2 protein-coding genes are annotated in these 1,644 nt (G+C 60.2%); both read left to right on the top strand.

What is annotated here, in order from left to right:
- Positions 1–1,014 (top strand): DUF1553 domain-containing protein (locus ABX749_RS32085; RefSeq protein WP_372899626.1); only part of this gene is annotated, 1,014 nt, incomplete at its 5' end.
- Positions 1,015–1,053: 39 nt separating this feature from the next.
- The coding region (locus ABX749_RS32080) for a DUF1501 domain-containing protein (RefSeq protein ID WP_372899625.1) at positions 1,054–1,644 on the top strand (591 nt) is incomplete at its 3' end.

Raw genomic sequence — 1,644 nt, 5'->3', positions numbered from 1 at the left:
GGAGTCAGCGTCACACATCCGGGCGCACCGGGGCGTGGCATGGTGATGGTGGACAAGCCCAAGCCGGTCGAACCGGTGATCTTTCGACGCGGTGTGCCCGGCAATCGGGGCGACCGCGTCCCACGACGATTCCTCCAGGTCTTGGCGCACGTCGATGGCGGCAAGCCCTTTCAACAGGGCAGCGGTCGACTGGAATTGGCCCAAGCGATTGCCGATCCCGAGAATCCGTTGACCGCTCGGGTGATTGTCAACCGCGTCTGGCAACACCAATTCGGCGAAGGCCTGGTTCGCACGCCGAGTGACTTTGGGATTCGCGGTGAACTTCCGACACACCCGGAACTGCTCGACCACCTCGCCGCTGAGCTGATTGCCGATGGCTGGTCCATCAAACGGCTGCAACGTCGCATCATGCTCTCAGCAACCTGGCAACAATCCAGCCACACACGCCCCGACGCGATCGAGACCGATCCCGAAAACCGACTGCTATGGCACATGCCACGACGGCGGATGGAATTCGAACCACTGCGTGATCGTCTGTTGTCGGTCGCCGGACGATTGGACGAATCGGTGGGCGGGCGTTCCGTCATGATCCACCAGGACGCCACGCGACGCGCCCTGTACGCCTACATCGATCGCGAAGATCTGCCCGGGCTGCTGGCCAGTTTCGACCTTCCCAGCCCCGATGCCAGTCAAGCCAAACGCGCCAAAACAACTGTTCCCCAGCAGGCGCTCTACCTGATGAATTCCGGATTCGTCATCGAGCAGGCCAAAGCGTTGGCAGCACGCAGCGAACCCGAATCCTCGCCAGCCGGCGGTAGCGATGACACCTCAAGCAACACAGCGGCCGAGCGGATCAAGCGACTGTATCGCCTGGCCCTGGCACGCGACCCGGCCCCGGCCGAATTAGACGTGGCGATTGAGTTTGTCACACCTGAATCGGCCGCCACGTTGGATCCCTGGGTTCAACTCGCGCAAGTCTTGCTGCTGAGCAATGAATTCGCGTTTGTCGATTAAGCCACCAGCCTGGAAGCGAATTCCAATTTGGATCACACGATGTCCGATTTCATTTCCCAACTGAACCAACTGCCCCACACCCGCCGCGACTTTCTGCGTCGCAGCGGGATCGGTCTCGGATCGCTTGCCCTGGCGGGCGTCATGGCCGACGACACGTCCAGCCTGTTGCACGCTGCGAACGCGACAAACCCGATGGCTCCCAAGACGCCGCACTTTGCACCAAAAGCCAAAGCGGTGATTCACTTGTTCCTCAACGGTGGTCCGTCGCAAGTCGACACGTTTGATCCCAAACCAGCGCTGGAGGAGTACCACGGCAAATCGATTCCGTTGAATCTGCGCACCGAACGTGAAACCGGGGCCGCCTATCGATCGCCATTCAAATTCAAAAAGTACGGCGAAAGCGGGATCGAAGTCAGCGAGTTGTTCTCGCACGTCGGCGAGATGATCGACGAAGTTTGCGTGGTGCGATCCATGCACGCCGACGTGCCCAATCATGAACCCTCGTTGATGCTGATGAACTGCGGCAACGGCCAGTTGGTGCGTCCCTCGGTCGGATCGTGGGTCACGTACGGGCTGGGCAGCGAAAATCAAAATTTGCCGGGCTTCATCTCTATGTGCCCCAGCGGTTAT

Source organism: Stieleria sp. (genome assembly GCF_041595215.1).
GTDB classification, from domain to species: domain Bacteria; phylum Planctomycetota; class Planctomycetia; order Pirellulales; family Pirellulaceae; genus Stieleria; species Stieleria magnilauensis.
The sequence above is the reverse complement of the archived record's forward strand: the minus strand, read 5'-3'. Positions and strand labels throughout refer to the sequence as shown.